23 protein-coding genes are annotated in these 22,679 nt (G+C 69.9%); 10 read left to right on the top strand and 13 right to left on the bottom strand.

The window, feature by feature from the left end; genetic code table 11:
- Nucleotides 1–124: 124 nt before the first annotated feature.
- Nucleotides 125–973: a class I SAM-dependent methyltransferase gene (locus ACFXKA_RS30370; protein ID WP_379429916.1), complete on the bottom strand. Its 849-nt coding sequence runs from the start codon at nucleotides 971–973 to the stop codon at nucleotides 125–127.
- 71 nt (nucleotides 974–1,044) lie between these two features.
- Between ACFXKA_RS30370 and ACFXKA_RS30365 the strand changes: the two genes are divergently transcribed.
- Together ACFXKA_RS30365 and ACFXKA_RS30360 are read left to right on the top strand one after the other, a co-directional pair.
- Nucleotides 1,045–1,635 (top strand): TetR/AcrR family transcriptional regulator, encoded by a 591-nt coding sequence (locus tag ACFXKA_RS30365; RefSeq protein ID WP_379429915.1) that lies wholly within the window; start codon nucleotides 1,045–1,047, stop codon nucleotides 1,633–1,635.
- A gap of 140 nt (nucleotides 1,636–1,775) precedes the next feature.
- Nucleotides 1,776–2,147: a limonene-1,2-epoxide hydrolase family protein gene (locus ACFXKA_RS30360; RefSeq protein ID WP_379429964.1), complete on the top strand. Its 372-nt coding sequence runs from the start codon at nucleotides 1,776–1,778 to the stop codon at nucleotides 2,145–2,147.
- A gap of 3 nt (nucleotides 2,148–2,150) precedes the next feature.
- Here ACFXKA_RS30360 and nagB read toward each other — a convergent pair whose 3' ends face one another.
- The 5 genes from nagB to ACFXKA_RS30335 are packed head-to-tail and all read right to left on the bottom strand — an operon-like array spanning nucleotide 2,151 to nucleotide 7,272.
- Nucleotides 2,151–2,933: a glucosamine-6-phosphate deaminase gene (gene nagB, locus ACFXKA_RS30355; protein WP_354846641.1), complete on the bottom strand. Its 783-nt coding sequence runs from the start codon at nucleotides 2,931–2,933 to the stop codon at nucleotides 2,151–2,153.
- Nucleotides 2,921–4,087: an N-acetylglucosamine-6-phosphate deacetylase gene (locus tag ACFXKA_RS30350; RefSeq protein WP_379429914.1), complete on the bottom strand. Its 1,167-nt coding sequence runs from the start codon at nucleotides 4,085–4,087 to the stop codon at nucleotides 2,921–2,923. Before ACFXKA_RS30350 ends, nagB begins: the two co-directional genes overlap by 13 nt.
- A complete protein-coding gene (gene ptsP / locus ACFXKA_RS30345; protein WP_379429913.1) occupies nucleotides 4,084–5,739 on the bottom strand; it encodes a phosphoenolpyruvate--protein phosphotransferase in 1,656 nt (551 codons plus the stop codon). The genes ACFXKA_RS30350 and ptsP overlap by 4 nt, the downstream gene beginning before the upstream one ends.
- Nucleotides 5,729–5,992, bottom strand: coding sequence for an HPr family phosphocarrier protein (locus ACFXKA_RS30340; RefSeq protein ID WP_364612775.1), 264 nt, complete (start codon nucleotides 5,990–5,992; stop codon nucleotides 5,729–5,731). The genes ptsP and ACFXKA_RS30340 overlap by 11 nt, the downstream gene beginning before the upstream one ends.
- Nucleotides 5,989–7,272: a PTS transporter subunit EIIC gene (locus tag ACFXKA_RS30335; protein ID WP_379429912.1), complete on the bottom strand. Its 1,284-nt coding sequence runs from the start codon at nucleotides 7,270–7,272 to the stop codon at nucleotides 5,989–5,991. The genes ACFXKA_RS30340 and ACFXKA_RS30335 overlap by 4 nt, the downstream gene beginning before the upstream one ends.
- Nucleotides 7,273–7,395: 123 nt before the next feature.
- Here ACFXKA_RS30335 and ACFXKA_RS30330 point away from each other — a divergent pair, with 123 nt between their 5' ends.
- Both ACFXKA_RS30330 and ACFXKA_RS30325 read left to right on the top strand, forming a co-directional pair.
- Nucleotides 7,396–7,626, top strand: coding sequence for a PTS glucose/sucrose transporter subunit IIB (locus ACFXKA_RS30330; RefSeq protein WP_354846627.1), 231 nt, complete (start codon nucleotides 7,396–7,398; stop codon nucleotides 7,624–7,626).
- Nucleotides 7,627–7,631: 5 nt separating this feature from the next.
- Nucleotides 7,632–8,081: a PTS glucose transporter subunit IIA gene (locus ACFXKA_RS30325; RefSeq protein WP_354846625.1), complete on the top strand. Its 450-nt coding sequence runs from the start codon at nucleotides 7,632–7,634 to the stop codon at nucleotides 8,079–8,081.
- An 84-nt stretch (nucleotides 8,082–8,165) separates the two neighbouring features.
- Here ACFXKA_RS30325 and ACFXKA_RS30320 read toward each other — a convergent pair whose 3' ends face one another.
- A complete protein-coding gene (locus tag ACFXKA_RS30320; RefSeq protein ID WP_354846622.1) occupies nucleotides 8,166–8,921 on the bottom strand; it encodes a GntR family transcriptional regulator in 756 nt (251 codons plus the stop codon).
- The gene (locus ACFXKA_RS30315) at nucleotides 8,918–9,268 is read right to left on the bottom strand and encodes a hypothetical protein (RefSeq protein ID WP_379387206.1); all 351 of its coding nucleotides are present in this window, start codon (nucleotides 9,266–9,268) and stop codon (nucleotides 8,918–8,920) included. The genes ACFXKA_RS30320 and ACFXKA_RS30315 overlap by 4 nt, the downstream gene beginning before the upstream one ends.
- A gap of 107 nt (nucleotides 9,269–9,375) precedes the next feature.
- Here ACFXKA_RS30315 and ACFXKA_RS30310 point away from each other — a divergent pair, with 107 nt between their 5' ends.
- Nucleotides 9,376–10,341 (top strand): quinone oxidoreductase family protein, encoded by a 966-nt coding sequence (locus ACFXKA_RS30310; protein WP_379429911.1) that lies wholly within the window; start codon nucleotides 9,376–9,378, stop codon nucleotides 10,339–10,341.
- An 8-nt stretch (nucleotides 10,342–10,349) separates the two neighbouring features.
- On the opposite strand, the gene ACFXKA_RS30305 is transcribed toward ACFXKA_RS30310, so the two are convergent.
- The gene (locus ACFXKA_RS30305) at nucleotides 10,350–10,958 is read right to left on the bottom strand and encodes a TetR/AcrR family transcriptional regulator (RefSeq protein ID WP_379429910.1); all 609 of its coding nucleotides are present in this window, start codon (nucleotides 10,956–10,958) and stop codon (nucleotides 10,350–10,352) included.
- An 80-nt stretch (nucleotides 10,959–11,038) separates the two neighbouring features.
- Between ACFXKA_RS30305 and ACFXKA_RS30300 the strand changes: the two genes are divergently transcribed.
- The 3 genes from ACFXKA_RS30300 (at nucleotide 11,039) to ACFXKA_RS30290 (ending at nucleotide 15,224) form a co-directional block, all read left to right on the top strand.
- A complete protein-coding gene (locus tag ACFXKA_RS30300) occupies nucleotides 11,039–12,505 on the top strand; it encodes an FAD-dependent monooxygenase (protein WP_379429909.1) in 1,467 nt (488 codons plus the stop codon).
- Nucleotides 12,506–12,720: 215 nt separating this feature from the next.
- On the top strand, nucleotides 12,721–14,106 hold the full coding sequence (locus ACFXKA_RS30295) for a hypothetical protein (RefSeq protein ID WP_379429908.1): 1,386 nt from the start codon (nucleotides 12,721–12,723) through the stop codon (nucleotides 14,104–14,106).
- Nucleotides 14,107–14,357: 251 nt separating this feature from the next.
- Nucleotides 14,358–15,224, top strand: coding sequence for an alpha/beta fold hydrolase (locus tag ACFXKA_RS30290; RefSeq protein ID WP_379429907.1), 867 nt, complete (start codon nucleotides 14,358–14,360; stop codon nucleotides 15,222–15,224).
- Nucleotides 15,225–15,229: 5 nt separating this feature from the next.
- Here the strand turns inward: ACFXKA_RS30290 and ACFXKA_RS30285 are convergent, their stop codons facing one another.
- Both ACFXKA_RS30285 and ACFXKA_RS30280 read right to left on the bottom strand, forming a co-directional pair.
- The gene (locus tag ACFXKA_RS30285; RefSeq protein WP_379429906.1) at nucleotides 15,230–16,459 is read right to left on the bottom strand and encodes an FAD-dependent monooxygenase; all 1,230 of its coding nucleotides are present in this window, start codon (nucleotides 16,457–16,459) and stop codon (nucleotides 15,230–15,232) included.
- Between the two features lie 315 nt (nucleotides 16,460–16,774).
- A complete protein-coding gene (locus tag ACFXKA_RS30280; RefSeq protein ID WP_379429905.1) occupies nucleotides 16,775–17,728 on the bottom strand; it encodes a TauD/TfdA dioxygenase family protein in 954 nt (317 codons plus the stop codon).
- A 71-nt stretch (nucleotides 17,729–17,799) separates the two neighbouring features.
- On the opposite strand from ACFXKA_RS30280, the gene ACFXKA_RS30275 reads away from it, so the two are divergent.
- Nucleotides 17,800–18,396 (top strand): helix-turn-helix domain-containing protein, encoded by a 597-nt coding sequence (locus ACFXKA_RS30275; RefSeq protein WP_379429904.1) that lies wholly within the window; start codon nucleotides 17,800–17,802, stop codon nucleotides 18,394–18,396.
- A gap of 33 nt (nucleotides 18,397–18,429) precedes the next feature.
- Here ACFXKA_RS30275 and ACFXKA_RS30270 read toward each other — a convergent pair whose 3' ends face one another.
- The gene (locus tag ACFXKA_RS30270) at nucleotides 18,430–19,071 is read right to left on the bottom strand and encodes a dihydrofolate reductase family protein (protein WP_354846594.1); all 642 of its coding nucleotides are present in this window, start codon (nucleotides 19,069–19,071) and stop codon (nucleotides 18,430–18,432) included.
- A gap of 88 nt (nucleotides 19,072–19,159) precedes the next feature.
- On the bottom strand, nucleotides 19,160–20,146 hold the full coding sequence (locus ACFXKA_RS30265; RefSeq protein WP_354846591.1) for a heme o synthase: 987 nt from the start codon (nucleotides 20,144–20,146) through the stop codon (nucleotides 19,160–19,162).
- 385 nt (nucleotides 20,147–20,531) lie between these two features.
- On the opposite strand from ACFXKA_RS30265, the gene tkt reads away from it, so the two are divergent.
- Nucleotides 20,532–22,676 carry a transketolase gene (tkt, locus tag ACFXKA_RS30260; protein ID WP_379429903.1) on the top strand — a complete coding sequence of 715 codons (2,145 nt, stop codon included), beginning with the start codon at nucleotides 20,532–20,534 and terminating at the stop codon, nucleotides 22,674–22,676.
- Nucleotides 22,677–22,679: the final 3 nt, after the last annotated feature.

Below are 22,679 nucleotides of genomic sequence, written 5' to 3'. Positions count from 1 at the left end.
TGAGCATGGACCCGGCAATGCGGGCGCTCCCGGACGCAGGCCGCAGGGGTCGCGGTGCACAGCCGAGCAGGCGACCGGACTGCGTCGAGCTGCTCGATCACGAACCCGCGCAGGCTTTTCCGGATCAGCTCGGTGTGGCCGGGGCGGATCGGCCGGGTCGCAGTGCGGCTGTCACGACGACCGTGGCGTAGGAGGCGGTGAAGGTGCCGCCCAGGGTGTCGATGGCCGCGCCGATGCCGTCGAGGACGGCGGCGAGGGTGTCGGGTGGTGCCTGGGTGAGAGTGCCGTGGGTGGGGATCTGGTCGAGCCATTCGTCGCGGGTGTAGGTGCGGTGCCAATCGAACTGCCACTGCTCGGGGTCGGTGAAGGCTCCGGATTCGCGGATTCCCTTGGTCACCGTGTCGAGTATCGGCTGGTAGATCTCGAGGGCGGGGCGGTCCGCGACCCGCGCGACGGGTGTGTCCGGCAGCAGGCGCCGATAGACCGCGGCGAAGGCCGCGGCCGCGTCGGGCGGCAGCTGGGCGAGGGGCCAGAAGGCGGCGAGCCGGCCGCCGGGGCGCAAGACCTGCGCCGCCCGGGCCGTGCCCCGCACCGGATCGACCCAGTGCCAAGCGGTTCCGGCGATCACCGCGTCGAAGGTGCGGCCGGCCGGATCCCAGTCCTCGAAGGTCCCGACCTCGACGTCGACGCCGGTCTCGCGTGCGAAATCGGCCATGCGGGCATCGGGTTCGACGCCGAGCACCGTGCATCCGGCATCGCGGAACTGCCTGGTCGCAATACCGGTTCCGCAGCCGACATCGAGGACGTCCGTGCCGGGGCTTGCCGCGAGGATGCGCTCGATCATGGCGGCGGGATACGCCGGGCGGGTGCGGTCGTAGCGGGCGGCGTCGATACCGAACGACTCCGCGATGTGCCGGGCTCGATGGGGGCTCTGGTCTGCGGGTTCGGTGCCCGAGGGCGGTAGAGTGACCATGCGCCCACTTTAAGTGGGCACTTGCCCACTCCGCAAATGGATTGGGTCCGGCCGACATGAAGGAGTGCGGGGTGCCCACCGGGGTGGCCATTCGGGATGCACGGGAGCAGTTGTTCGACGCCGCCGAGCGGATTCTGTTGCGGGACGGGCCGAGCGGGCTGACGAGCCGGTCCGTCACCGCCGAGGCCGGGTGCGCGAAAGGCGTGCTGCACCGGCATTTCGCCGACTTCGACGGGTTCCTCGCCGAGCTGGTCGAGGATCGGATCGTCCGGGTGGAGCGGCTCGGCGCCGCACTGCGCGACCGGGCAGGGGAGGCCACGGTGCCGGGCAACCTCACCGAGGCACTGACCGCCGTGTTCGAGACGGTGGCGGTGGCCATCGTCAGCCTGGTCACCTATCGGGACGAGCTGCGCGCCCGGCTGCGGCAGCGCCGGCCGGTCGGTGTCCCCGTCCTGACCGAGGCCACCGAACTGATCGCCGGATACCTCGCCGCCGAGGTCGGCAACGGCCGCCTCGCGGCCACCTGCGACACCGATCTACTCGCTCGCACGCTGATCGGATCGGGACACCTGCTCTTCGCCGACCGCACCGCGGCCCGGCCCGAGACCGAAGCCGTGCACGCCATGGTGACCGCGATCCTGGGTGGCGCGCTGACGCCCTGAAACACCGAGACGCGGACGGGTGAATGTCTCACTGCGAGAACACCCTTGACACCATCGGGGCCGCCGGGAACTTTGGCCCCTGCAGTTCAGGTCACCCGCACGAAAGGTCTCCCACCGCAGTGAGCATCGACCACACGACCCTGTCCCCCGCCGAGGTCGTCACCGCGCTGTGCGCCGAATGGCGCACCGGCACACCGGAATCCATCGCCGAGTTCTTCACCGAGGACGCTGTCTACCACAACATTCCGATGCAGCCGTTCGTCGGCAAGGCCGCGATCCTGGAGTTCCTGCGCGGCTTCATCGGCGCGTTCGGCGGCATCGACTTCATCATCCACCACCAGGCCGTCACCGGCACCGTCGTGCTCAACGAGCGCACCGACCGATTCACCCTCGGCGACAACCACATCGAGCTGCCGGTGACCGGGGTGTTCGAGGTCCGCGACGGCCGGATCTCCGCGTGGCGCGACTACTTCGACATGGCCCCGCTCACCGCCATGCAGCAGGGCGCGTAGGGGTCAGAAGCTCTGCCAGGAGGGCTTGTTCGCCACCGCGAACCGGTAGTAGTCGGCGGCCTTCAGGCGCGCCGCCGCGTCCGGGTCCACGATGACCGTGACGTGCGGGTGCATCTGCAGGATCGACGCTGGGCAGAACGCGGAGAGCGGACCCTCCACCGCCGCGGCGACGGCCTCGGCCTTGCCCGCGCCGGTGGCGATCATGAGCAGATGGCCGGCGTCGCCGATGGTTCCGAGGCCCTGGGTGAGGACGTGGGTGGGCACCTGCGCCAGGTCGTCGTCGAAGAAGCGCGCATTGTCCTCGCGGGTCGTCGGGGTCAGAGTCTTGACCCGGGTGCGCGAGCGCAGTGAGGAGCCCGGCTCGTTGAAGCCGATGTGCCCGTTCGCGCCGATGCCCAGGATCTGCACGGCGATGGGCCCGTTCTCGGCGATGGCGCGTTCGTAGGCGGCCGCGGCCGCCGGGATGTCGGCGGCATTGCCGTCGGGGCTGTGGACGTCGGTGTCGGCGAAGTCGACATGCGAGGTGAACTCGTCACGGATGAACTGCCGGTAGGACTGCGGATGTCCCGGCGGCAGGCCGATGTACTCGTCGAGCAGGAACGCCTGCACGCCTGCGAAACTCAGACCCTCCTCACGATACTGCCGGATGAGCTCCCGGTAGGCGCCCAGCGGTGAGGAGCCCGTGGCCAGCCCGATGGCGCGGGCGCCGCGGCGCACGTGGTCGGCCATGATGCGGCCGGCCAGCACACCGGCCTCGGCCGCGTTGTCGGTGATCACGAGTTCCATGGCGCTCCATCCTTGTACACGGTCACGGGGTTGAGGTGGTGGTCGGCGACCAGGACGTCGGCGCGCATACCCGGAGCCAGCGCGCCGATGTCGTCGGCCATGCCGAGCAGGCGGGCCGGGGTGGCACACGCGGCGGTGGCCGCCGCGGTGAGCTCGACGCCCGCGTGGAAGACGGTGCGGCGCAGCACTTCCGCGGCGGTGGCGGTGCCGCCGGCGATGGCGCCCTCCCCGCCCGGGTCGTAGATGCGCGAGATGCCTTCCCGCACCACGACATCCAGGCTGCCGAGCTGGTAGCGCCCGTCGGGTTGCCCGGCGGCGGCCATGGCGTCGGTGATGAGGGCCAGATTGTCGGGACCGATGGTGTCGAAGACCATGCGCACGGTGCCGTCGGCCAGGTGCACGCCGTCGCCGATGACCTCGGCCACCACATCCCCGCGTCCCGCCGCGGCCATGGCGGCGGTGAGGAAGTTGGCGTCGCGGTGCGCCAGCTCGGGCATGGCATTGAACAGGTGGGTGATGGACACCCGTCCGCCGCGGCGCATGGCGTGCACGGACTGCGCGTAGTCGGCGACGGTGTGTCCCAGGGAGAGAATCACATTCGCGTCGGCGAGCACGTCCGCGAGGGCGTCGAAGTTCGCTGTTTCCGGGGCCACGGTCACCGACACGACGCGGCCGCCCGCGTAGTCGAGGAGCCGTTCCAGCAACGCCGGATCACCGGCGATGATCCGATCGGGATCGTGGGCGCCGCGCCGGTGCTCGCTGATGAACGGGCCTTCGAGGTGGACGCCCGCCAGCAGGCCGTCGTCGATGGCCTTGCCGAGCACGTCGATACGGTCGCGCAGTTCGGCCTCGGTGGCGGAGACGAGGGAGGCGACCAGCGTGGTGGTGCCGCGGCGGCGGTGGAAGTTCGCGGCGGCGGCCACGCCCTCGGGATCGGTTTCCGGGAAGCCGAATCCGCCGCCGCCGTGACAGTGCACGTCGATCAGCCCCGGCAGGATGATCGGCGGCTCGTCCGGCAGGTCCGGCAGATCACCGCCGAATCCCGTTGCCGGGCCCACATAGTCGAGGCGCGCCCCGTCGAACGACACCACCCCGTCGGCGAGCTCGCCCGCCTCGGTGAGGGTGACGACCCGGCCGCGCAGGGTGGTCGTCACGTATCTCGCCCCAATGCCCGGCGCGCGGCCTGGTGCGCGTCGTCGGCGGTGCGGGCCGACAGCACCGCTGCCGCCGCCGCTCTGCACTGCTCCAGGGTGACCTCGCCGAGCTGGGCCCGGACGCCCGCGATCGAGCGGGGCGCCATGGACAGCGTCTCGACGCCGAGACCCACCAGCACACAGGCGAATTCGGGATTAGACGCGGATTCGCCGCAGACGCCGACCTTGACGCCGCGCTTGCGCGCCCCGCCCACCGTCGTGGCGACGGTCGCGGCCAGCGCGGGCTGCCACGGATTGTGCAGCGCCGCCAGCGACGACGCCATGCGGTCCGCGCCGAACAGGTACTGCGACAGGTCGTTGGTGCCGATCGAGAAGAAGTCCACCTCCGCGCCGAGCTGCTCCGAACACAGTGCGGCGGAGGGGATTTCGACCATGATGCCGCAGGTGCCGATCCCGGCGTCGCGGGCGCGGGCGGCGAAGTACCCCGCCTCCTCCGCGGTGGCGACCATCGGCGCCATCACCTGCACCGGCGTGCCGGTCTGCCTGGCCGCGGTGTCGATGGCCGTGAGCTGATCGAGCAGCGTCCCCTCATCGACGCTGCTCAATCGCAGACCGCGCACGCCCAGTGCCGGGTTCTCCTCATCCGGCAGGTCGAGGAACGGCAGCGGCTTGTCGGATCCGGCATCGAGGGTGCGGACCGTGACGGGCCGGTCACCCAGGACTCGGAAAATCTCGGCGTACTGCTCGGTCTGCTCGGCCACCGTCGGGGCCGACTTGCGGTCCAGGAACAGGAATTCGGTCCGGAACAGGCCGACACCCTCGGCGCCGAGTTCGACCGCCAGCCGCGCATCGGCCGCGGAGCCGACATTGGCCAGCAGCGGTACGGCGTGCCCGTCGGCGGTCCGGCCCGGACCGGTCGGCGCGGCCGCCTGCCGGGCGCGCAGCGCGAGCACCTCCTCGCGACGCGCCGCGGTCGGCTCGACCTCGACCACGCCGGCCGTGCCGTCCAGCACGACGTCGGTGTGCTCGGCGATCCCGGCCGCGTCCGGTGCGGCGACCACGGCCGGAATACCCAGCGCCTTGGCCAGAATGGCGGTGTGCGAGGTCGGCCCGCCCGCCACCGTGAGCAGCCCGATGACCCGCTCCGGGTCCAGCGTCGCGGTATCGGCGGGCGCCAGATCCTGGGCGGCGAGCACGAAAGGCGTTGCACTGTCCGGGATCCCGGGCGGATCGACCCCGAGCAGCTCGGCGACCACCCGCTGCCCCACATCCCGCAGGTCCGAGGCCCGTTCGGCCATCATGCCGCCGAGCGCGGCCAGCTGCGCCCCGAAATGCGCCACCGCCTCGGTCACCGAGTGCGCGGTCGGCGTCCCGCCCCGGATCTCGGCGCGCACCTGATCCAGCAGTGCCGGATCCGCGGCCAGCGCCGAGGTCATGAACAGGATGTCCGCCGCCGGGCCCTGCGCGTCGAGGGCCTGCGCGGAATACCGGCCGGCGACCGTCTCGAAAGCGGCCTCCGCGCGGGCGATTTCGGCCTCGACGTCACTCCCGGGCGCGTCGTCCCGGCTGGTGACCGGCGCCGGCGCCAGCCACTTCACCGATCCGACGGCGATCCCGGGAGCGGCGGCGACACCGCGCACCTCACGCGTCAAGGTCTGTCTCCAGCATCGCGACCAGCGTATCGAGGGCCGCGTCGGCGCCGTCCTCGGCGTGCAGGGTGACGGTGTCGCCCTGCTTGACACCCAGGGTCATCACCTGCAGCAGGCTGTTGGCGGCGACGGGGTCCTTGTCGCCGACCGAGATCTGGACGGGGACACCGGCTTCCCCGGCGGCCTTGGCGAACAGGGCAGCGGGACGGGCGTGTAGTCCGGTCTCGGACGCGACTACGGCGGTGCGGGTGATCATGCTGCGATGTTCTCCTTCTCGAACTCGGTCTCGTCCGGTTCCCGGCCGGGTGTCGGCAGGTTCCAGCGCTTGATGATGAAGCTGAAGGTGACGTAGTACAGGGCCGCGTAGCCGAGCCCGATCGGAATCAGCAGCAGCGGATGGGTGGCCTTGCCGAAGTTCAGCAGATAGTCGATGGCACCGGCCGAGAAGGTGAACCCGTCGTGGATCCCGAGCGCATTGGTGAGCGCCAGCGAGGTGCCGGTGAAGAACGCGTGGATCACCAGCAGCGGCCACGCCACGAAGATGAACGAGAACTCGAGCGGCTCGGTGATGCCGGTCAGGAACGCGGTCAGACCGGTGGACAGCATGATGCCGCCGATCATCTTGCGGTGCTCGGGGCGGGCGTGGCGCCAGATGGCGATGGCCGCGGCGGGCAGGCCGAACATCATGATCGGGAAGAAGCCGGTCATGAAGGTGCCGGCCGACGGGTCGCCGGCCAGGAAGCGCGGGATGTCGCCGTGCGCGCCGTGGTAGTCGCCGATGACGAACCAGACCACCGAGTTGATGATGTGGTGCAGGCCCAGTGGCAGCAGCATGCGGTTGGCGAAGCCGAAGATGCCGCCGCCCGCGACCGAGTTGTCGGCGACGGTGGTGCCCAGCCAGGTCAGCGCGGCATTGAAGGCGGGGTAGACGAAGGACATGAGCACGCCGATCACGACGGCCGCGCACGCGGTCAGGATCGGCACCAGCCGGCGGCCGGAGAAGAAGCCCAGGTAATCGGGTAGCTGAGTGCGGTGGAAGCGCTGCCACAGCGTGGCCGTGGTCAGGCCCATCACGATGCCGCCGAGGACGCCGAAGTTGACGAGCTGCGCGGCCGGGGCCTTCGCGACGTCGACGACCGGGCAGTTCCAGTGCGCCACCCGGAACAGCCAGCCCAGCACCGGGCCGCAGCTGCCGTCCAGCACCACCGGTGACATGGCCTTGAGGACACCGGTGAAGGCGAGGTAGCCGACCACCGCCGCGAGCGCGGTGGAACCGTCGGCCTTCTTCGCCCAGCCGATGGCGATGCCGACCGCGAACAGCAGCGGCAGGTTGTCGATGAGGGTGCCGCCCGCGCCGGCGAGCACGGCGGCGGCGGACCGCATCGGCGAGAACCGGCCGAGCATGTCGTCCTGTCCTAGCCGGAGCAACAGTCCGGCAGCGGGTAGCGTGGCGATCGGCAGCATCAAGCTGCGGCCGAGCTTCTGCAGTCCGGATAAATCGAGCTTCTTGCGGGAGCTCTCGACGGCATCGGCCATGGATGGTCCTCAGTCTGTGAATGGAGTCACGCGTACTGTTCACGATCAGTTAGCGTCACTGGTTATAACCAGACATATACTGGTTATAACCAGCTTTGTCTACTCGACACGCACGGAGGAAAAATGTCGAAAGTGGATCAGATCATCGCCGGACTGGGTGGCGCGGACAACATTGTCGAGGTGGAAGGCTGCATCACCCGCCTGCGCTGCGAAGTGAAGGATGCGAACCTGGTCGACGAGAAGGCACTGAAGGCCGCCGGCGCCCATGGCGTTGTCAAGATGGGTGACGCGGTTCAGGTCGTGGTCGGGCCGAGCGCCGATGCCCTGGCCGAAGACATCAACGACCTTATCTGACCGCCATGAGCACCGAGATTCTCGCACCGCTCGACGGGCGTGCCATGCCCCTGTCCGAGGTTCCCGATCCGGTCTTCTCGGCCGAGATGGTGGGCGCGGGCGTGGCCATCGAACCCCTCGACACCGATGCCGCCACCACCGTGGTCGCCCCCGTCACCGGATCGCTGGTGAAGCTGCACCCGCACGCCGCGGTCATCGTCACCGACGACGGCACCGGCGTGCTGCTGCACGTCGGCATCGACACCGTCGGCAAGCCGGACCTCTTCGAGGTGAAGGCCGCCGAGGGCGACCGGGTCACCGCGGGTGATCCGCTGATCTCCTTCTCCCCCAACGCCGTTCGCCGTCTCGGCCTGAGCGCGGCCGTGCCGGTGGTGGTCATGGACAGCAGCCCGGGATCGGCGCGGAACGCCCTGACCGGCCCGGTCACCACGGGCTCGGTGCTGTTCTCCATGTGAGACAGGAAGGACTCCGCACCAGGCCGGAAAAGAATTGAGCCGCTGCCCGATCGGGCGGCGGCTCGTTCCTTGCCGGTAGGCCGGTCAGCTGTCCTCGGCCGAGACGGTCATGTAGACCTGGTACCGATCGGCCCGGTACCAGGACTGCGCGTGCTCCACGGCCCGGTCGCGCGAGTACGAGATCCGGTCGAAAGCCAGTAGCGGCGAACCGGTTTCGGTGCCCAGCCAGCCCGCGTGCCGCTCGTCGGCGGCCACCGCGCGCACGCTCTGCTCGGCCCGGTCGATCGGGCAGTCGTACTCGCGGGAGAACAGCGCGTAGAGCGATTGCGTCAGTTCGTGATCCAGCAGCTCCGGCAGCAGATCGGCGCGGTACCAGCCGTCGTCGATGGACATGGGCAGCCCGTCGGCCAGCCGCAGCCGAACCAGGTGGTACGCCTTGGCGTTCGCGGTCAGCCCCAGCGCGGTCGCCGAGGCCGGGGGCGGCACCGCATGATCGGTGTGCAGCACCACCGTGCTCGGGGTGCGGCCCAGCCGGCGCATGTCGTCGGTGAACGAGGCCATGTGCAGCCGGGAACGGGCCACCCGCTCGGCCACGAAGGTGCCCTTGCCGGGGACGCGCGTGATGACGCCCTCGGATTCGAGCTGACCCAGTACCTCGCGCACGGTCATGCGGCTGACCCGGTAGTCGTCACACAACTGGCGTTCGCTGGGCAGCATCTCACCGGGACGCAGATTCGCGCACAGGGTGGTGAGCGCCGAACGCAGTTGCGCTTGCTTGGTCACGCGCCCTGACACGTCGATCCGGTCCTTTCCGCCCCCGCCGGCTGCGGGCGCGGTCACTTCTCGTTGCGCGCCTTGGGGAATCGCTTCTGGTGTGCGACCCAGCCTGCCATCTTGGCCCAGTGGCCCTTCGCCGGGGTGACCTTGGAGATGAGTTCGCGGTCCCACTCCTCGGTCTCGGACAGGCCGTTCACGGTCTCCACGAGGGACTTGGCGGCCGCCATGGACCCGACGACGCGGTCGCCCAGGACACCGTCGGCGCCGACCAGGGTGATGCGGACGCCGACGCGGCCGATGGGCTGCAGCACCGCGGTCGCGGAACCGCCGTGCTCGGCGACGAATCCCTTCACGGAATCCACGACGGACGGCGACAGCTTCTCGGATGCCGGGGCGGTGGTAGCGCTCATGCGCTGCAGTTTACCCACGGGTAATTCAGCGTCCATGAACCGCCGCACATCTCACACTCCGCGAGCCGCCGCGCACCGCGAGGCCGCGGCGATGTAAGACTGACTCCATGCGCGCCATCCAGGTTTCCGAGCACGGCGGTCCCGAAGTCCTGCGGTACGTGGAGGTGCCGGACCCGCAGGCCGGGCCCGGGCAGTTGCTGGTGCGGACGCAGGCGAGCGGAATCAACTTCATCGACACCTACATTCGGACCGGGCGGTACCCACAGGCGGTGCCCTACATTCCGGGATCCGAGGGCAGCGGCGTGGTCACCGCTGTCGGGCCCGACGTCACCGAGTTCCGGGTCGGGGATCGGGTGGCGTGGGCGGCGGCGCCGGCCAGTTACGCCGAGCAGGTGGTCGTGCCTGCGGCCGTGGCGATTCCGGTGCCGGACGGGGTGGATGCGCCGGTGGCGGCGTCGGCGCTGTTGCAGGGCATGACAGCGCACTATCTGATCGAGTCGATCTACAAGCCCGAGCCGGGCGAGAGCGTGCTGGTGCACGCTGGAGCCGGTGGTGTCGGGCTGATCCTGACGCAGCTGCTGGCGGCGCGCGGGGTCCGGGTGATCACCACGGTATCGACCGACGACAAGGAGAAGCTGTCGCGGGACGCCGGGGCGGCCGAGGTGCTGCGCTATGACGACGACATCGCGGCGCGGGCGCGGGAGCTGACCGACGGGGCGGGCGTCGCCGCGACCTATGACGGCGTGGGCGCCTCCACCTTCGAGTCCAGCCTGGCCGCCACCCGGATTCGCGGCATGGTGGCGCTGTTCGGCGCTGCCAGCGGGCCGGTGCCGCCGTTCGATCTGCAGCGGCTCAATGCGCTGGGCTCACTGTTCGTGACCCGCCCCACACTGGCGCACTACACCCGGGATCGGGCCGAATTGCTGTGGCGCGCAGGCGACATCATGAACGCCATCGCCGACGGCACGCTGCACATCCGGGTCGGCGGCAGCTATCCGCTGGCGCAGGCCGAGCAGGCGCACCGGGATCTGGAGGGACGCCGGACCACCGGCTCGATCGTGTTGGTGCCCTGAGGTTTTCGTCAGTCGAGATCGCGGCCGGTGAGGCCGCGGTAGACGAATCGGGTGAGGGCGTCCACGGCCTGCTCGTCGGTGAGCGCCAGGCCGCCCTCCTCCACCGCCTGCAACAGGCCGGTGGCCGAGACGAACATCATCGCCAGGCTGGCGTCGGCGGAGCCGGGTAGGCGCAGGCCGGCGGGGACGAAACCGTCGAGGTGGTCGGCCACCTCGTCGCGCTGCTCGGTGGCGAAACGCGCTGCGATGCGGGCGAAGTCGTCATTGACCAGGGCCGCCTGCTGGACGGCGCGCAGCACCGGCCAGTTCGTGCGGGCGAAGGACCAGTAGCTCGCGATGTGATAGCGCACCGACTCCGGGTCGGTGAAGTCGGCGGTGTGCGCCGGGTCCTCGGCGGAGGTATCGCTCTCGTCGGCAAGGTCTTTCAGCAGCGACTGGAGCAACTCCTCCTTGCTCGCGAAGTGGTTGTAGAACGAGCCCGCGGCCCGGCCGGCGGCCGCGGTGATGTCGGTGATCTTGGTGTTGAGGTAGCCGCGGTCGGCGAACAGCTGCCGGGCGGCGTGCTTGAGCGCCTGTTCGGTCTCGGCCGACTTCTCACTGCGGCGGGCTGCCACCATCCACCTCCTTGACAGCGGAAGGTACCACCCACAATACTGAATCCACATTCAGTGAATTTCAATTCAGCATTGGAGTTGCCATGAATCCGCAGGTCCTCGTCGCGGGAGCCGGGCCGACCGGGCTCGCCCTCGCCATCGATCTGGCGCGTCGCGGCATCGGGGTCCGCATTGTCGACAAGGCCGGGGAGTTCTTCGCCGGGTCGCGCGGGGACGGGCTGCAGCCGCGCACCCTCGAGGTGTTCGACGATCTCGGGGTGCTCGACGCGGTGCTCGCGCAGGGCGCGCCGCAGGCGCCGCTGCTGGTGCACCTGGACGGGCAGTTCGTGATGGAGCGGCGGATGAGCGCCTGGCGGGAGCCCACATCCGCGGTGCCGCACCCGAATCCGTGGGTGCTGGCCCAGGCCGACACCGAGCGAGTGCTGCGCGAGCGGCTGGCCGAGTTCGGGGTCCGCGTCGAAACCGCCACGGCCGTGGCCGATTTCAGCGCCGACGCCGACGGAGTGACCGTGATCCTGGAGCGCGCGGGTGCGACCGAGACCGTGCGGGCCGGTTATCTGGTCGGCGCGGACGGCGGGCGCAGCACCGTGCGCAAGACGCTGGGGATTCCGTTCGAGGGCACCACCGACGAGTCGATCCGGATGCTGCTCGGGGACGTGTGCGCGGATGCGCTCGATCACTCGGTCGGGTACTGGTTCGCCGACAGCTCCTCCCCCATGGACGGCATCGCGCTGATGCCGCTGCCGGGTGGGCGGAAATTCCAGTTCGCGACCGGCCTGAACACCGAGTCCGGCACCGAGCTGGCGGACCTGCAGGACCATCTCACGCGGCGTTCCCGCCGTGGCGACATCGTTCTGAGCGACCTGACCTGGTCGACGGTGTGGCGGCCGAATGTCCGTCTCGCACAGCGGTATCGGGCCGGGCGGGTGTTCCTGGCCGGTGACGCCGCGCACGCGCATCCGCCGACCGGCGGGCAGGGGCTCAACACCGGCGTGCAGGACGCCCACAACCTCGGCTGGAAACTCGAAGCCGCGCTGCGTCATCCGGGGCCCGCGAGCGAGGCGCTGCTGGACAGCTACGAGACCGAGCGCCGCGCCGTGGCCGCACGGATCCTCGGGTTGAGCAGCGAGCTGCTCGACAAGACCGTGAAGGGCGATCCGGATGCCATGGATCGCGAGGGCACCCATCAGCTCGACATCAGCTACCGGGACACCGGCGACGACGCGGCGGAGCTGCAAGCCGGCGATCGTGCCCCCGACGCACCCCTGGTCGATGCCAACGGAAAGACCGTGCGGCTGTTCGACCTGTTCCGCGGTCCCCACGCCACGCTGTTGCTGTTCGGCCCGGACACGACGGCCGATCAGGCCGGATTCCCCGCGACGGACCTGCGAACCGTGCGCGTGGTCCGGCCGGAATCCGCCTCCGGCAATGGTGAATTCACCGACGCCGCGGGGGACGCACAGCGGGCCTACGACGCGGCCGACGGCAGCTGGGTGCTCGTCCGTCCCGACGGATATGTCGGATCCCGGAGCACGCCTACCGAGCGGTAACTGCCGGAGTTCGCATTCCGGGCGTATCGGGGCGAAAGCCCCTGGGATCCCGAGTCCCGGGCCGACCGTGCAGAATGATCATGCTGCCGCGCAAGACGATTCGCTGAGACCGTACATTTTCGGCCACACGAGGGTGCCGCGACCCCGTAAGGTGGTCGCGGCGAGGGTTCGGGCGGCCGGCAGGTAGAGGCGCATCGGTCAGAGGTGGTTCTGGGATGTTGGTGAAGGTCCGTAACGACGACCCGTCGCGGCTGTCGAGCACCGAACGCACCGTGGTGAACTGGCTCAAATCCTGGAGCGGCCCGCACGCCGTGCCCGGTATCGCGGTCGTGCAGTGCCAGGACGCCGATGTGGTGGTGTGGACGCCGCAGACCTGTGTGGTGGTCGGCGTGCACGGGTTCACCGAGCGGGTGACCGGGACCCTGGCGTGCGCGCAGGATCAACCGTGGACCGTGGACGGCAAGCCCGCGCCCATCGACGGGGACGCCGATCCGCTGGAGCGGGTGCGCCGCCAGACCGTGGACCTCGCCGGGCAATTGCGCTCCGCACCCGGACGCGAGCATGTACCGGTCAGCGGGCTGGTGCTGCTGGTGCCGCAGCTGGGCAGTCGCGTGAAGCTGGAGAAGGGCGCGCTGCCCACCGGTATCGACGTGCTGATCGGCGACGGGCCGTCGTCGCTGCGCGCCTATTTCACCACGCTCGCCGAGGGCGCCCCGGCGTCGTGGGATGCGGGACAGGTCGGGCAGGCGCTGGGGGCGCTCGGGTTCGCCGCCGCCGCAACCTATTCCGATCTGGTGTCGGAGGGATTCCCGGTGCCGGACTCGGCACGCGACGCTCCCCTGCCGTTCCCGAACCGGCCGACCGAGGTGATGGTGCCGTCGGTCCCGTCGGTGCCCGTCCATTCCGGCGAGGGCACGGGCGGGAGCGGCCCGGCCGAGCCGGGACCCGCTGCCGAATCCGCGAGCGGCGGTGATCGTCCTGCCGTACAGCAGGATCCGGCGCGCCGCACCGGCGCGGGCAGTGCCGCCGCGGCCGCGATCGCGGGTGCTACCTCGGCGACCGCGGCCGAGCGGGCCTACCGCGCGCTGGCGGGCAGGTCCGAGCCGACGACGCCGAGCCGGGGCACGCCACCGCCTCCGACACCGATCCCGGGCGCGGCCCCGGCCGGGCGGCCGACGCAGCCCACACCGACCCAGCCCCTGCCCGCACCGCCCGGTGCGCCGCCGTTCGGGCAGCCGCCGCAGCCCCGTCAACCCGCGCCGCCGGGTTTCGGGCCGGGCCCCCAATCCTGGCCGCAGCCCGGTCCTTCCGGTCCGTCGCAGGAGCGTGAGAGGTTCCCGCTGTGGAACGATCGGCAGGCCACGAGCGGGACCGGACAGAAGCGTCGCAAGGATCTGCCGATCATCGGCGGCCTGGTGCTGGCGGTGATCATCCTGGTGATCGCCATCGCCTGCACGGGCCGGACCACGCCGACGCCCAGCAAACAGCAGCCGCCGCACTCCACGGTCGTTCAGGCGACCACCTCGATGCATGCCGTGGACCCGACGCTGCCGTCGACGACCATCGCACCCGCCTGTTTCCCGTTGCAGCCCTGCAACTGACCGCTCCCCCGCGTCGGAATCCGGTGCGGGGCCAGGGAAGCCGGAAAGTCTCCACCCCGGCCGTGGTGCCGAGGATGAGCACGCCGTTCCACCGACAGGAGCACTCCGCAGAGGCCGAGCGCTGTCATCGTATTCCGAATTCCGTGCGCCATCATCACCGCTCATTCGTCGGCCCGGCTGTGCTCCGCCATCGTGACACACCGCCACGGAGCCACCGATGAATTCCGCCGCACGGTACCGTCCCTACCGATATGACCGCACACATCCTCGAAACGCCCGAAGCCGATCTCGCCTACGACCTGCTGGGACCCGCGCCGTCCGCGAGCGCGCACCGGCCGCTCATGATGATCGGCCAGCCCATGACCGCAGACGGATTCGCCACGCTGGCTTCGTATTTCCCGGAGCGGACCGTGATCACCTACGATCCGCGCGGGCTCGGCCGAAGCGTCCGCAAGGACGGGCGCACCGACAATTCGCCGACCGTCCAGGCCGAGGATGTGCACGCGCTGATCACCGCGCTCGGCGTGGGCCCGGTGGACCTGTTCGCCAGCAGTGGCGGCGCGGTCACCGCGCTGGCCCTGGTCACCGCGCATCCGGACGATGTGGCCACACTGGTGGCGCACGAGCCGCCGATGATCCCGGTACTGCCCGACGCGGCGGCCGCCGAGCGCGCCCGCGCCGCGGTCCGCGACGCTTACCAGGCCAAGGGATCCTTCGCGGGCATGGCGGCGTTCATCGCCTGGACCTCGTGGCAGGGCGAGCTCACCGACGCCTACTTCGCCCAGCCGCCGGCCGATCCGGCCATGTTCGGCATGCCCACCATCGACGACGGCACCCGCGACGACCCGCTGCTGTCGGAAGCCTCCTGGGCGGTGACCGACTATGCCCCCGATGTCGCGGCGCTGCAGGCGGCGAGCACGCGGGTGCTGATCGCCGTGGGCGAGGAGTCCAAGGGCGTCTTCACCGGCCGCACCGCCGAGGCCACCGCGGCCATCCTGGGCAGCAGCCCGGTCGTGTTCCCCAGTCACCACGGCGGATTCACCGGTCCCGACGGCGGCTATCCGGGGCAGCCGGAGGCCTTCGCCGAGCGACTGCGCGAGGTCCTCGACGAGAGGTGAGGGGCTCACGCATAGTCCGGTAGCGGATATTCGCCCTGTTTGCCGATCAGATGGGTGAGCAGGGCGCGCGCCGGGTGCAACGGTCGCGACACCAGCACCCGCATCAGGATCTGCATGATCGCGACGCCGCGGCGGGTTTCGGGATGGCGGAGCCGCACCGATTTCTCGGTGCCCTTCTGCACCTCGGTCACCAGCGGCCGCAGGATCTGCTCGTATCGATCGAAGGCCCGCTCGAAATCCGCAGGCGCGCTGAGGAGTTCACCCGCGAGCAGGTAAGCGCCGATCAGCGCGAGCGCGGTGCCCATACCGGTCATCGGCGATCCGCAGTAGGCGGCGTCGCCGAGCAGCACCACCCGGCCCTGCGACCAACGCGGCATCCGGACCCGGGTCACCTCGTCGAAGTAGAAGTCGGGCGCCGCGGGCATCGCGTCCAGAATCGCCGGAATCACCCAGCCGCAGCCGGTCAGCCGTTCGCGAATCAGGTACTGCTGCATCGTGATATCTCCGCGCAGGGCGGGATCGGCGGGTATCCGGGTGGAGATGATGGCCATCGAGGTCGCCGGATCCGGATCGGGCCGCAGCGCGACCGTGCTGCCCGGCACGGGCAGCACTCCGACCCAACCGGTTTCCAGACCAGTGCCCGGCGGCGTCGGAATGGTGAAGAAGGCGATGTAGGCCCCGAGATACTCGGAGTACCGCTCCTCCGGGCCGAACACCCGTTCCCGCAGGGCCGAATGCAGTCCGTCCGCGCCGATCACCACATCGAACTCGTCCGTCGCGCCGGAGGCGAACCGGACCTTCACCCTGTCGCCGTCCTGCTCCAGCTCCTCGACCCATTCACCGTACCGATAGTCGAGTACCCCGGATTCCGCAGGCAGATCGGCGATCTCGTCGAGCAGCACCTGATTGAGCTCGCCGCGGGCGATCTCGATCTCGGCGACGAGCCCCTCGCCGCCGAACATCTCCGCCGGCATCCGGGAGCGCTGCCGGCCCGCCTCGTCGACGAACACCATCCCCCGCTCGTCGAGCTGCCGCTTGCGGATCCCGGGCATCAGCCCCATCCGCTCGGCCACCTTGCGGCTGGGCCCGCGCAGGTCGACGGCCTGCCCGCCCGGCCGCGGGACCGGCGCCCGCTCCACGACGGTGACGGCCATCCCGCCCCGCAACAGCTGCAACGCGACCGCGTTCCCCGCGATCCCGCCGCCACACACCAGAATTCGAACCGGCCGAGACATGACGAACCCTCCTCGCAGTGCTTTCGGTGCAGCCGACGTTCCAGGAGTCGAGCCAAGTCAGTGTTCCAGCGAATTCCGAGTCGGATCAATCGATTATCCGCCGCTCCCCACACCACACCGGCACCGGCCGCCCCCTCGGGCATGCCTGTCTCCGCAGAGCTACGACCGGTCTTCGGAGGACTCCCGATGCCCAGGGCCGGGTAAATGATCTGCTCGAAAAGCGGAGGGCTGCTTTCGCTTACATGCCTTGCGGGTCGCCTGGAGGGCCATCCGCACGGTCGCCCGTCGCCCCCGACCGGCGGGCGACCTCGGGAGTCAGCGCCTGGGGCGCGGGCCGATGATGGAGGCGCGCTCCATGATCCGCACCTGCGGCCAGTAGTCGCTGGCGGCATAGTGCTGGACGGCACGGTTGTCCCAGAAGGCGACCGTGTCGGGCTCCCAGTGCAGGCGGACCTGGTGTTCGGGGGCGTCGGCGGTACGGCAGAGGCGATCGATGAGGGCGCGGCTCTCGTCGAGGTCGAGGCCGTGGATGTGGTCGGCGAAAACGCGGTTGACGTAGAGGTGTTTGCGACCGGTGACCGCGTGCGTGCAGACCACGGGGTGGCGGACCGCCGGATGTTGCGCGCGCATCTTCTCCCGCTGTTCGTCGTTGAGCGTGTGGCCGAAGGCACGAGTGAAATCGTGGACGGCGTCGAGGGTTTCGACGCGTGCGCGGGTCTCGGCGTCGAGTGCGTCGTACGCGGCGTACATGTCGGCGAACAGGGTGTCGCCGCCGATCTCGGGAACCGAGATCGCGTGCAGGACAGCGCCCATCGAGGGCTGCTCGCGCCAGGTGACGTCGTGATGCCAGGCATTCTCGAATCCGCTGACCTGAGCGCTCTTCTCGAACCGGACGAGCTCGGGGCAGTCGGTGCTGGAGGGGATGAAGGGGTGCACCTCGAGCTCGCCGAAGCGGCGCGCGAAGGCCACGTGCTGCTGCGGGGTGAGCGGCTGGTCACGGAAGAACAGCACCTTGTACTCGTGCAGCGCTTGCCGCACCTCGGCGATCACCGCGTCCGGCTGCTCGCGGGTCAGATCGACGCCGGAGATCTCGGCGCCCAGCGTGGCACCCACCGGGCGGGCGTCGAAACTCTGCCAGCGCAGCCCGGCCAGCCGGTCGCGTTCGGCGGCGAGGTGGGTGAACGGGCCCGACCAGACCGGATATCCGGGGATCTGAACGGTTCGGGGCGTGATATCGGCGGTGGGGTCTTTGTCGGCGATCACAGTCATGACGGTCTTCCTTCGCTGATCGAATGGACTGTAGTCAGTTGACTACACCTGATGTGCGCTACTGTAGTCGTATGACTACACCCGCCGCAAGGACTTCGCCGGACGAAGGCGGACCGCTCGGACGCGACGCCGTCGTCTCGGCAGTGCTCACCCACGCCGCCGACCTGTTCGCCGAGCGCGGCCCGGCCGCGACCTCCATCCGCGATATCGCCGACCGGGCCGGGGTCAACCACGGATTGGTCTTCCGCCACCTCGGGGCCAAGGACAAGGTGGTCACGGCCGTACTCGATCACCTGGCCGCCGAAACCGCGGCACTCGCCGCGGCGGGCGTGCTCGCACCGGACGACCCGCGCCTGCGCCGGCACTGGAGCGTGCTGGCCCGTGCGATCCTCGACGGCTACCCGGTCGGGCAGATGCAGAGCCGGTTCCCGGTCATCGAATCCCTGATCGATCAGGCTCGGACGCAGCACGCCGACGACCGGGACGCCGCCCTGGCCGTCGCGAATGTGGCCGCGTTCATGCTCGGCTGGCAGCTGTTCGAACCGTTCCTGCGCAATGCCGCCGGACTCGAGGACATGCCGGCCGAGCAACTGCGGCGAGCCGTCGGCACCGAGGCGGCGGCGATCCTGCGCGGTCCGCTCCCCCGCCCCAGCACCGCGAGTGAATGAGCCGGTGCGCGAACAGGTCCCGCGTGCCCGGGCCTATTGCCTGGTGAACCAGAGGTGGGTGACGGCCCTGGTGCTGATCATGTCCGACAGGCGATAGCCGGACAGGGTGCCGAGATCCTGGAACAGCCGTTCGCCGGAACCGAGCAGGATCGGGACCTGCACCACGTGCAGTTCGTCGATCAGGCCCGCCGCCAGGAACTGGCGGATGGTGCCCGCGCCGCCGCCCAGGCGGACATCCTGACCTCCGGCCGCCTCGCAAGCCTGCTTCAGGACGGCTTCGGGGGTGTCGGAGACGAAGTGGAAGGTGGTGCCGCCCTGCATCGGAAGCGCAGGGCGGGGGTGATGGGTCATGACGAAGGTGTCGTGGTGATACGGCGGGTTGTCGCCCCACCAGCCGGTCCAGGAGTGATCGGGCCAGTCGCCGCGGACGGGGCCGAACATATTGCGGCCCATGATGGTGGCCCCGATACCGCGGTCTCCCGCGGCGAGGAGGTCGTTGTCGGCGCCGAGGTCGCCGCCACTCTCGCCGATCATCTCGCGGCCGTATCGGGTCAGGAAGACCCAGTCGTGCAGGCGTTCTCCGCCGATCCCCAGCGGGGCGTCGGGGCCCTGATCCGGTCCGGCGGCGAAACCGTCCAGGGAGACGGCGAAATTGTGGACGCGAAGTTTCGGCATGACGCGGTCCTCTCGGGTGAGCGGGCGGCGGTTCCGCCCCTACCCTGTCATCGAACGGCCGGGAGCCGAATCGACACGCGCGCCGGGATCAGCCGAAGAGGGTGTGGCCGATGGTGTGCCAGCCGAGCACCGAGTCGACGGCCAGGCCGCAGAACACGACGGCCAGATAGTTGTTGGACTGCAGGAACAGTCGCAGGGGCTTGACCGATTCGCCCTTGCGCACACCGGAGTACAGCTGGTGGGCCATGAGCAGGAACCAGGCGCCGGCCACCAGCGCGACGGCGGCGTAGATCACACCGGCGGCGGGGACCAGGGCGAAGGTGGCCAGGACGGTCAGCCAGGTGTAGATGACGATCTGCTTGGTGACCGTCCGCTCGGTGGCGACGACCGGGAGCATCGGCACGCCCGCGGCCTTGTAGTCCTCCTTGTACCGCATGGCGAGCGCCCAGGTGTGCGGCGGTGTCCAGAAGAAGATCACCAGGAACAGCACGATGGCGGGCCAGCCGATGTTTCCGGTCACAGCGGACCAGCCGACCAGGGCGGGCATGCAGCCGGCGGCCCCGCCCCACACCACGTTCTGCGAGGTCCGGCGCTTGAGGCCGAGGGTGTAGACGAAGACGTAGAACAGGATGGTCGCCACGACCAGCGCGCCCGAGAGCAGATTGGCCTGCCACCACAGCCAGGCGAAGGAGGCCAGACCGAGGGTGACGCCGAAGACGAAGGCATTGCGGGTGGGTACGGCCTCGCGGGCCAGCGGACGCTTGGAGGTCCGCTTCATCACCTTGTCGATGTCGGCGTCAGCGACGCAGTTGAGGGTGTTGGCGCTGGCCGCGCCCATCCAGCCGCCGAACAGGGTGACCAGGATGAGCCGGATGTCGACGTGGCCGCGGTCGGCCAGCAGCATGGTGGGAATCGTTGCGACGAGCAGCAATTCGATGACCCGGGGCTTGGTCAGCGCGATGTAGGCGAGCACCCGCCTGGCCGCCGCCGACAGCGGGCCGCTGCCCGTGACACGGTCGGCGAGCACCGCCCCGGAGGAGCCGTGAGCGCCACCCGGCTGTTGCCCAATCCCCACTGTTTCTCCTCGCACGCCGTGCATTATCCGATCCGGTCTGGAACTAGCAGCGCGCTCTGCCGATCTCCAGACACAGCCCAGTCCGGCGCGGCCACTACTACAGAGCATGGTAGACCTACGGCGACCATGCTCCCGACCAGGTCCACCCCAGCGCGGCCCGAGACCGGTTCGCGATGCGTACGCCGGGTAGTCACGAACAGGTCCGGGAAACGCCACGAACCAGAGACGCGGCGGGCAGTGATTGCGGGTTCCCGTATGACCACGAAACGCCGCCCTTTAGGGTGGTTGTAGATCGGTGCGGCCGCGTCGCACCCGGATCGAACGCAGCGAATCCCCCGCCGCCCACAACCGCATCGTTGACGAGAAGGTCAGGAGAACCTCGGTCGTGTCAGTCACAGACGACATCCGCGCGCTCACTCAGCCGAACCACCCCACCGACTGGACCGATCTGGATACCAGAGCCGTCGATACGGCCCGGGTCCTCGCCGCCGATGCGGTCCAGAACACCGGCAACGGCCATCCGGGCACCGCGATGAGCCTGGCCCCGCTGGCCTACACGCTGTTCCAGCGCGTGATGCGGCTGGATCCGAGTGATCCGGCCTGGGCGGGCCGCGACCGTTTCGTGCTCTCCTGCGGTCACTCCAGCCTCACCCTCTACATCCAGCTGTACCTGGCGGGCATGGGTCTCGAGCTGACCGACCTCGAGCGCCTGCGCAAGTGGGGTTCGCTGACCCCGGGGCACCCGGAGTACCGCCACACCGACCACGTCGAGATCACCACCGGTCCGCTGGGCCAGGGCCTGGCGTCGGCGGTCGGCATGGCGATGGCGGCGCGGCGCGAGCGTGGGCTGTTCGATCCCGAAGCGGCACAGGGCAAGTCGCCGTTCGACCACTTCATCTACGTGGTGGCCTCCGACGGTGACATGGAGGAGGGCGTCACCTCCGAGGCGTCCTCGCTGGCGGGCACCCAGCAGCTGGGCAACCTGATCGTCTTCTACGACGACAACAAGATCTCCATCGAGGACGACACCCGCATCGCCTTCACCGAGGACACCGCCGCGCGCTACCGCGCCTACGGCTGGCACGTGCAGACCGTCGAGGGCGGCGAGGACGTGATCGGCATCGAGGCGGCCATCGCCGCGGCGCAGGCCGTGACCGACAAGCCGTCGATCATTCTGCTGCGCACCATCATCGGCTATCCGGCCCCGAACAAGATGAACACCGGCTCCTCGCACGGCGCCGCGCTGGGCGCCGACGAGGTCGCGGCCACCAAGAAGATCCTGGGCTTCGACCCGGAGAAGAACTTCGACGTGGACGGCGCGGTCATCGCGCACTCGCGCGGCAATGTCGCCGACCGGGCCAAGGCCGCGCGTGCGGTCTGGCAGGAGCAGTACGACGCCTGGGCCGCCGCCAACCCGGAGAACAAGGCGCTGTTCGACCGCCTGCAGGAGCGTCGTCTGCCCGAGGGCTGGGCCGAGACCCTGCCGACCTACGAGGCGGACCCGAAGGGCATGGCCACCCGCAAGGCCTCCGGCAAGGTGCTCGCCGCGCTGGCGCCGGTGCTGCCGGAGCTGTGGGGCGGTTCGGCCGACCTGGCCGAGTCCAACAACACCACCATGCCGGGTGTGCCGTCGTTCGGCCCGGAGTCCATCTCCACCGGTGCGTGGAAGGCCAACCCGTACGGCCGCACCCTGCACTTCGGTGTGCGTGAACACGCGATGGGCTCGATCCTGAACGGCATCGCGCTGCACGGACCGACCCGACCGTACGGTGGCACCTTCCTGGTGTTCTCCGACTACATGCGCCCGGCCGTGCGCCTGGGCGCCCTCATGCGCACCCCGGTCACCTATGTGTGGACCCACGACTCCATCGGCCTCGGCGAGGACGGCCCGACCCACCAGCCGATCGAGCACCTCGCCGCGCTGCGCGCCATCCCGGGCCTGAACGTGGTCCGCCCCGGCGACGCCAACGAGACCACCTACGCCTGGCGCACCATCCTGGAACGCGATAGCGCCGAACGGCATTCGCACTTCCTGGTCTCCGAGCCGCCGCACCAGGACGGCCCGTCCGCGCTGGCTCTGACCCGCCAGGACCTGCCGATCCAGGAGGGCACCAGCTACGAGGGCGTCCGCAAGGGCGGCTACATCCTGGCCGAATCCTCCACCGCCACACCGCAGGTAATCCTGATCGCCACCGGTTCGGAACTGCAGCTCGCCGTCGAGGCGCGCGCTACGCTCGAGGCACAGGGCATCGGCACCCGCGTGGTGTCCATGCCGTGTGTGGAGTGGTTCGACGCGCAGGAGCAGTCCTACCGCGACGAGGTCCTCCCGCCGTCGGTGCGGGCCCGCGTCTCGGTGGAGGCCGGTATCGCGATGCCGTGGCACCGTTTCACCGGTGACGCCGGCGAGAACGTGTCCATCGAGCACTTCGGTGCCTCGGCCGACTACAAGACGTTGTTCCGCGAGTTCGGCATCACCGCCGATGCCGTCGTCGCCGCTGCCACCCGCTCGCTTGCCAAGGTGAAGGGATAGTCC

This window comes from Nocardia sp. NPDC059228, assembly GCF_042754245.1.
In the GTDB taxonomy this organism is placed as follows: domain Bacteria; phylum Actinomycetota; class Actinomycetes; order Mycobacteriales; family Mycobacteriaceae; genus Nocardia.
This window is presented reverse-complemented; position numbering and strand designations above follow the sequence as displayed.

Coding starts and splice junctions, on each gene's coding strand:
- ACFXKA_RS30370 (WP_379429916.1), bottom strand. CDS start 973: ATGGTCACTCTACCGCCCTCGGGCACCGAACCCGCAGACCAGAGCCCC.
- nagB (WP_354846641.1), bottom strand. CDS start 2,933: ATGGAACTCGTGATCACCGACAACGCGGCCGAGGCCGGTGTGCTGGCC.
- ACFXKA_RS30340 (WP_364612775.1), bottom strand. CDS start 5,992: ATGATCACCCGCACCGCCGTAGTCGCGTCCGAGACCGGACTACACGCC.
- ACFXKA_RS30335 (WP_379429912.1), bottom strand. CDS start 7,272: ATGGCCGATGCCGTCGAGAGCTCCCGCAAGAAGCTCGATTTATCCGGA.
- ACFXKA_RS30330 (WP_354846627.1), top strand. CDS start 7,396: ATGTCGAAAGTGGATCAGATCATCGCCGGACTGGGTGGCGCGGACAAC.
- ACFXKA_RS30325 (WP_354846625.1), top strand. CDS start 7,632: ATGAGCACCGAGATTCTCGCACCGCTCGACGGGCGTGCCATGCCCCTG.
- ACFXKA_RS30315 (WP_379387206.1), bottom strand. CDS start 9,268: ATGAGCGCTACCACCGCCCCGGCATCCGAGAAGCTGTCGCCGTCCGTC.
- ACFXKA_RS30310 (WP_379429911.1), top strand. CDS start 9,376: ATGCGCGCCATCCAGGTTTCCGAGCACGGCGGTCCCGAAGTCCTGCGG.
- ACFXKA_RS30305 (WP_379429910.1), bottom strand. CDS start 10,958: ATGGTGGCAGCCCGCCGCAGTGAGAAGTCGGCCGAGACCGAACAGGCG.
- ACFXKA_RS30300 (WP_379429909.1), top strand. CDS start 11,039: ATGAATCCGCAGGTCCTCGTCGCGGGAGCCGGGCCGACCGGGCTCGCC.
- ACFXKA_RS30295 (WP_379429908.1), top strand. CDS start 12,721: ATGTTGGTGAAGGTCCGTAACGACGACCCGTCGCGGCTGTCGAGCACC.
- ACFXKA_RS30290 (WP_379429907.1), top strand. CDS start 14,358: ATGACCGCACACATCCTCGAAACGCCCGAAGCCGATCTCGCCTACGAC.
- ACFXKA_RS30285 (WP_379429906.1), bottom strand. CDS start 16,459: ATGTCTCGGCCGGTTCGAATTCTGGTGTGTGGCGGCGGGATCGCGGGG.
- ACFXKA_RS30280 (WP_379429905.1), bottom strand. CDS start 17,728: ATGACTGTGATCGCCGACAAAGACCCCACCGCCGATATCACGCCCCGA.
- ACFXKA_RS30275 (WP_379429904.1), top strand. CDS start 17,800: ATGACTACACCCGCCGCAAGGACTTCGCCGGACGAAGGCGGACCGCTC.
- ACFXKA_RS30270 (WP_354846594.1), bottom strand. CDS start 19,071: ATGCCGAAACTTCGCGTCCACAATTTCGCCGTCTCCCTGGACGGTTTC.